Below are 6,546 nucleotides of genomic sequence, written 5' to 3'. Positions count from 1 at the left end.
CCCAGAATGTCCTAAGTAGGTAGGCACAATTATTTGGGCGAATGCAATTCGCCCCTACAATAATATTATTATTATTGTGCCAATGGTAGGGGCGCATCGCGTGCGCCCAGAATGTCCTAAGTAGGTAGGCACAATTATTTGTAGGATGGGTTAGCGGTAGCGTAACATAATCGGGCGTTGGGTTTCATGCTTCAACCCAACCTACGTTCATTTTATATTTAATTCCACCCACCTACTTATAGATATTTCGACAAAATTGAAAGGCAGAAAAAGGGTTTATAAAGAAACCCTTTTTCTAGTTTCCAACTAATCCTATTTGACCTAATAGGTAAGGGCAATTAAATATTTTAATTCGCAAACGAGCGATCGAGTTTCCAACTAATCCTATTTGACCTAATAGGTAAGGTCGAGCGGCATTTAGAGCGAATTGCCATTGCTTTAGGTTTCCAACTAATCCTATTTGACCTAATAGGTAAGGCAAGGCAAATTTTACGCACTCCAAGAGGATCAACTTAAATTTCCAACTAATCCTATTTGACCTAATAGGTAAGGAGTACCCCTTGGAAAGTCTCATCGAGAGGGGAAGACAGACCCCCAAATCGACGCATCTCCAAAAAGGTGGTATTGGGGGGGGTAAAAGTCCCGATACCAAAGGGTAGAACCCTGACTGGGAGAGCAATCGACACATCTAACCAGAGAATCGGGGTTTTAGGTCGGGGAGGGGGTGCATCGATTTTCAACCAAGAGTTAGGGGACAAGCTAGATGATGTAGAGATTTGGGGGTGGTTGAGGAGGAGAACCTCCCATCACCAACAATCTAGAGACAGCTTCTTCGGAAATCCCATAGAAGCGCACATCATCCTCTTGAGGATTGACCCTTTCTACTACTTTAGCGTACAGTTTCCGCCTCTGGATGTGTAATTAATTTTGCTCAAGTAATTATCTGTAATTAATTGTCTAGCTACTGATTAAGGAGGGTAGCGGGGGTGGGAGTTTTTTTTAAGGATTTTTTAACCCCCAAAATCCCCCGATTCTGGCGAGCAATCAGTATCATGGATAACAACAACAAGCTATAGGTCTAATCCGATAAAAATCATGACCTACCTATCTCCTAAATTATTCACTTTTGAAGACTTTTTAAACCAGTATGGAGATGACCCACGCTATCAATTAATTGACGGGGAGTTGCGAGACTTGGAACCCACTGGACCTCAGGAATCTGTAGCGGGAAAAATCGCAGGAAGACTGTGGGGAGAAATCTTGCGATTACATCTACCCTGGACAATTCCTAAAAACTGTTTGCTCCGTCCAGAATCGGGTCAAGCTACTGCTTTACGTCCCGATGTCATCATTTTAGATGAAGTGGACTTTAGCACCGAACCTCTCTGGGAAAAACAAGCAATTTTAACTAGCTCCCCAGCAATTAAATTAGTGGTAGAAGTGGTTAGTAGTAATTGGCAAGATGATTATGCACGCAAAGTTGAAGAATACTCATCTTTAGGTATTGCTGAATATTGGATTGTCGATTTTCGTGGATTGGGTGGCATCTCTTTTATCGGTAAACCCAAACAGCCTACTTTGACTATTTGTCAGCTAGAAGGTGATGAATATCAACAAAAATTATATCGTCTTTATGAGCGCATTAGTTCGGCAGTTTTTCCCGAATTGTCTCTGTGTCTTCTCGATATTATGCCCTAAATCTCTAGTAAAATTATGCTGAAATCTCTTAAAAATGTCCTGAGTAATCTGCGTCAATATCCCTATAATATTATCTTTAATCCCCTCACCAATGCAGCATTAGCCATCGCCGCTATTTTGGCACTAATTGCCGATCAATTTGGCCAGGGATATTATCTAATTTTTCTGATTACTTTGGCTCTAGTTATCATCGGTATCTGGCTAGAATCTCAGAAATACGACCTCTATAAACATCAGGCGATTCCTCTACCGATAGTGATTAAAATTGCTAATCCTGCCGATAGTAATAAGGCTCTGCAATCGCTTTTTAATATCATCGAAACAGAAAATAAATACAAAGATCATCAAAATAATCTTGACCAGTATCTCAATATTAGCGAAACAGACTTAATTTTTAACTACTCCTGTGATATTTATGATCAAGAAATGCTGAAAGCTTTTCTGCAAATACTCCGCTATAATCTAGAGAAACTTAAGAAAAAAACTCCCCAAAATACTATTATTTATCTTGCCTATATCGGTCCGATTAGCGTCGCTATTATGGTCGGTACTATTCTCGCTACCGAAGGAGTAAAAATCTTTCAATATAATAAATCTTCTGATAGTTATTATCCTGTGGTGGCAATTAGCGATCGCAAACTCAAAGAAGATATTAAGGAATACGAAAAATTTGAGCGTGTTGTCACCGAAAAAGGTCAAGACAGAGTAACTATAGCCATCGATGTTTCTTCCCATAAAATTAATCTTAATGATCAGAGTATTGAAAACTACGGCGATTTAATTTATCTGAAAAGTAAAGGCAGTGGTACAATTGAAAAAAATGAAGATTGGCTACAATATTCTAGAGAAATCTTTAAAACTATCAACATCGCTCAACAAAAAAACTATCAAGAGATTAAGCTAGTTTATTCCATGCCTATAACTTTGGGAATACTTGTCGGAATGGCCGTTCAACAATACTGGCCAATTCTCCTAACTCAATACGAAAATTCTACCTACAGAAATCTTATTAATCTTCAGGAATTTAAACTTTATCGAGGACAATAAAGATAAAATGAACTATACTGTAATTACCTTTGCTCCTGTGCAAGGATTCATCGAAAAATCGCGTAAACTAAGGGACTTATACGGTGGTTCTTTTTTATTATCCTATCTTGCCGATGCTATCTGTCAGGCAGCGGATAAATATCCTGAATGTAGCCTTATTTCTCCGGCTTTAATTGACGTTAAAAGAGGAACTCCCAACCAAATCTTAATCGCGGGTAATTTTCCCAAAAAAGAGGCCGAACAAGTCTTCAATGACGCATGGCAAAAAGTGGTTAATAAGTGTCGGGTTTGGATTGAACAAAATTTACCACAATACAATTATACTTGGCGACGAGAATGGAACCTATGGATTAATCATACTTGGGAATTCTTCTGGGCGCAAGAGGACTCGATCGATTGTGCGTTTAAAAGTCTGCAACAGAAAAAATATCAACGAGATTGGACGGGAATTAATTGGCAAGGAGAAAGTTCTAGCTTATCGGGTTCCGATGCCATTGTTTGGTATGGAATGACGGATCAAACCCATCCTTTATATTCTAGTATTTCCCAACAAAATCAGCAAATCACCGAATTTTATCAGCAATTAAGTCAAAAACTTTCTAATGCTATCCTCGATGAAACCGAACGTCTTAGCATTCCCGAATTAGTCAAAAGAATGATTACATTATATGATATTGGCAAGCCTTTAAACCTAGAACTTCCTAAAAAATTTGTGGAACTAAATCGCTACGAGGAAAAATCCTATACAGGATGGTTTCAAGGGGACGGTGACGGGATGGGAAATTACCTAAAAAATCTGTCCATATCCTCAAGAAAAGAATTTAGTCAAAGAATGCGACAATGGGGAGAAGAACTAGAAAATCATCTTAACTTTGGTCGCATTATTTATGGAGGAGGAGATGACTTTCTAGGGGTTTTGTTTTCACAAAAATCAGAACCAAAATTAACCCTACAAGATTGTCTATATTGGTTTGATCAATTTCATCGGGAAATCTGGCCAAAACACGGTTATTCTCAGGATATAACTGTTAGCGTCGGTTTCGTTTGGGCAGCTTCAGGAGTTCCTCAGCGTGACATATTGCAACAATGTCGAGAAGCAGAAAAATCCGCTAAAAATCAAGGTAAAAATCGTCTAGCGGTGCGAATACTTTTTAACAGTGGTAACTATTTAGAGTGGGTTTGTCCCTGGGAAAACTTAAAAGATATCCTCGATAGTTATTGCGATCGCAGTGAAGGAAAAAACTGGACACATTTCTATAATGATATAGCAACTTTAGAAAATCGCCGCGCTTTTACCGATGATAATCACGATATTGCCAATGCAGTTTTTAACCTTTATTTTAATCAAAATATACCCATCGATACCACCTCTCACCAAGATAGAAATAACTGGGTAATTAACCTCTCAAAAGTGGTCAATCATCTCACCTAAACATAGAAAAATGTTGCAATATCTGATCATAATTAAACCTTTGGGATTTCTCTACGGTAGCGCCGGTCCGTTTCTGTCTCCAGAAAATCTAGTTGGACGTTCAGGAAATCGTTTTCCCCCCACTGCTGCCACAGTTTCGGGACTATTTGCTCACAGCAATCCCACCAATATTCGCGATTTACAAATTGCCGGCCCTTTTTGGGCAAACAGTGAACAACCAGATAACTTTTTTGTCCCCACTCCCTTTATTTATTTGGCTAAAAAACCCCTCGCAAATTATTTTCAAGACCAAGAAAATAACGACAATGGAAAAATTCAACACACCTTAACATGGCAAGAAAAATGGCAAGAGAAAGACAGTAAACAAATTGAGGGAAAATTCGATCGAGATAGTTGGATTCCTATCAACCAGTGGTATAATCCTCAAAAAGCCTATGGTTCTCCGTGGCAATATCATCCCCATCTCCATCCGCGTTTGTTAGAGGAGCAAAGAAAGGTAAAAACTGGAGAATTATTCCTCGAAAATGCCGTCCAGTTACATCCAGATGCTTGTCTAGTTTATTTAGCTAATCAACCCCTAGAAAATGGCTGGTATCGCTTTGGTGGGGAATCCCATCTAGTGGAAGTTAAATCACTTGAACTAAGCAGCCATCTCCAAACTTTATTTAATCAAGATGTCGGTCAATATTTTGCCCTCATTACTGCCGCAATCTGGGGAACAAATCGCCTATCAACTCGCAATCCCAGTGATTGGCAATTAGAAACCATCAACACCGAAAGACCAATAACCTATCGTTATCGATTCGGAGGAAAAGATAAAGTTAAGCGCTTATCTAGGGGACGTTATGCAGTTCCCGCAGGAACAGTTTATCGCTTAAAAAACCCCTTACCATCTTGGCAAAATTGGCAGGAATCTTGGTTCCCCAGCGAAGGGGTTTCTCTCAAACGTTGGGGCTGCGGATTAGCCTTACCCTTAGAAAATATTGCCAAATAAAGCCTATAATTATTGAGTAGGGTAAATGAGACGAGTATAAGTGATAGCTATGGCAAAAGTAAAAACTAGATTTCCTCGAAAAGCTTTATTAGGTTATCGAAAAAGTGGTAATAATCAAAGCTCAAAAATTAGCAAAAATAAAATGCTGCGTATGTTTTTAGATTTTTTGGTAGAAGATGCCTTTAAAAACCCTTCTTCTCTCACTCCTTACACAGAGGAAATAGCTAAAGAAATCGATGAATTATTAAAGGGTGTTGCAATTGATTAGGAATAAACCTATAGCTTTGTGCTGTCCTAATAGCCTAAATACCACGATAAAATATTAACAAAATCTTAGAAAATCCTGACATTAATATTAACCTAGTTTAGAATAATTCCTAGGCATCTAAAATACTCACTTTTACCCAAAAATGTATCACAAAAGTTATGGCATACTTGAAACCTTAGCACCCCTTCATGTGGGAGCAACCGCAGGAGAAGAAACGGGTAATCTTAACCTCATTTTTCGTGACCAATTTACCCAAACAGCAATTATCCCCGGTAGTTCTATTCGCGGCCGTTTTCGTGCCGATATGAACAATATAGATGAAAAACGTACATGGTACGGACACGAAACAATCCCAGGACAAGAAGACGGAGGAACCACCGAAGCAAAAGTTAAATTTGAATATGCTTCCCTCGTTTGGTTGCCGGTATTTTGTCCGGGGCAGCCGATAGTTTGGGTCACTTCTCCCCTATTATTAAAACGCTACAAACAAATCACGGGAATCTCTGCAAAAGTACCCAATCCCTATACTGCTTCCCCTAGTTTACAAGCGCGAGTAGTGCAGGGAGTTAACCGCAATAGCAAAGTTTTATTTTTTAACTTAGGATTTCTCGAAATTGAACACTTAGAGGAGCTTTCCCCCTGGATTCCCCCGCAAGCGGATTTAAAAGCTTCTCAATTAGTCGTCGTTGATGATAACGATATATCCATGCTGCACGATATGGCACTCTACCGACAAAGCCGGGTTAAACTACTAGAAGGTCAGAAAAAAGTGGATACAGAAAAAGGAGCTTTTTTCAATGTGGAAGCTTTACCCGTGGGTAGTATTTTAGTTTTTCCCATTGCTTGCAAAGAAACAGGATGGCAACCTTTTGGAGAATCGGTAAACCAAAAAGAATTATATTTCGGAGGATTAGAATCTATCGGTTTTGGTCGTTGCCAAGTTACTATTTTAAACTACGCTAATCAAGGCCAATTCAAGTCTGAATTGCATCACTGTCTGATCTACCTTTATAGAATACCTCATTCGGGGTACGATAGTCAAGACATTTTCGAGGACGATTGTTAATCAAGTTTACGGCTCTTTCCACCTCCTCTGGCTTAACGATT

The 6,546-nt window shown here is 39.1% G+C and carries 5 protein-coding genes and 2 pseudogenes; 6 read left to right on the top strand and 1 reads right to left on the bottom strand.

What is annotated here, in order from left to right:
• The first annotated feature begins 1,095 nt into the window (after nt 1-1,095).
• From IM507_RS10035 to IM507_RS10010, 6 genes and pseudogenes are all read left to right on the top strand, one after another.
• Nucleotides 1,096-1,698 carry a Uma2 family endonuclease gene (locus IM507_RS10035; RefSeq protein ID WP_069474137.1) on the top strand — a complete coding sequence of 201 codons (603 nt, stop codon included), beginning with the start codon at nt 1,096-1,098 and terminating at the stop codon, nt 1,696-1,698.
• Between the two features lie 15 nt (nt 1,699-1,713).
• On the top strand, nt 1,714-2,745 hold the full coding sequence (locus IM507_RS10030) for an SAVED domain-containing protein (protein WP_190538241.1): 1,032 nt from the start codon (nt 1,714-1,716) through the stop codon (nt 2,743-2,745).
• A gap of 7 nt (nt 2,746-2,752) precedes the next feature.
• On the top strand, nt 2,753-4,177 hold the full coding sequence (locus IM507_RS10025) for a Cas10/Cmr2 second palm domain-containing protein (protein WP_002736312.1): 1,425 nt from the start codon (nt 2,753-2,755) through the stop codon (nt 4,175-4,177).
• 10 nt (nt 4,178-4,187) lie between these two features.
• Nucleotides 4,188-5,171 carry a type III-B CRISPR module-associated Cmr3 family protein gene (locus IM507_RS10020; protein ID WP_123230332.1) on the top strand — a complete coding sequence of 328 codons (984 nt, stop codon included), beginning with the start codon at nt 4,188-4,190 and terminating at the stop codon, nt 5,169-5,171.
• A gap of 49 nt (nt 5,172-5,220) precedes the next feature.
• Nucleotides 5,221-5,439 carry an AbrB/MazE/SpoVT family DNA-binding domain-containing protein gene (locus IM507_RS10015; protein ID WP_123230333.1) on the top strand — a complete coding sequence of 73 codons (219 nt, stop codon included), beginning with the start codon at nt 5,221-5,223 and terminating at the stop codon, nt 5,437-5,439.
• A 142-nt stretch (nt 5,440-5,581) separates the two neighbouring features.
• Nucleotides 5,582-6,406: pseudogene (locus tag IM507_RS10010) on the top strand (RAMP superfamily CRISPR-associated protein); the annotation flags it as partial.
• A gap of 7 nt (nt 6,407-6,413) precedes the next feature.
• On the opposite strand, the pseudogene IM507_RS10005 reads toward IM507_RS10010, so the two are convergent.
• Nucleotides 6,414-6,546, bottom strand: a pseudogene (locus IM507_RS10005) (IS30 family transposase); the annotation flags it as partial.

Source organism: Microcystis sp. M20BS1 (genome assembly GCF_020245305.1).
GTDB lineage: Bacteria > Cyanobacteriota > Cyanobacteriia > Cyanobacteriales > Microcystaceae > Microcystis > Microcystis ichthyoblabe_A.
This window is presented reverse-complemented; position numbering and strand designations above follow the sequence as displayed.

What these genes read in the sequence shown, in the direction of transcription:
- IM507_RS10035 (WP_069474137.1), top strand. Translation starts at nt 1,096, where the DNA reads ATGACCTACCTATCTCCTAAATTATTCACTTTTGAAGACTTTTTAAAC.
- IM507_RS10030 (WP_190538241.1), top strand. Translation starts at nt 1,714, where the DNA reads ATGCTGAAATCTCTTAAAAATGTCCTGAGTAATCTGCGTCAATATCCC.
- IM507_RS10025 (WP_002736312.1), top strand. Translation starts at nt 2,753, where the DNA reads ATGAACTATACTGTAATTACCTTTGCTCCTGTGCAAGGATTCATCGAA.
- IM507_RS10020 (WP_123230332.1), top strand. Translation starts at nt 4,188, where the DNA reads ATGTTGCAATATCTGATCATAATTAAACCTTTGGGATTTCTCTACGGT.
- IM507_RS10015 (WP_123230333.1), top strand. Translation starts at nt 5,221, where the DNA reads ATGGCAAAAGTAAAAACTAGATTTCCTCGAAAAGCTTTATTAGGTTAT.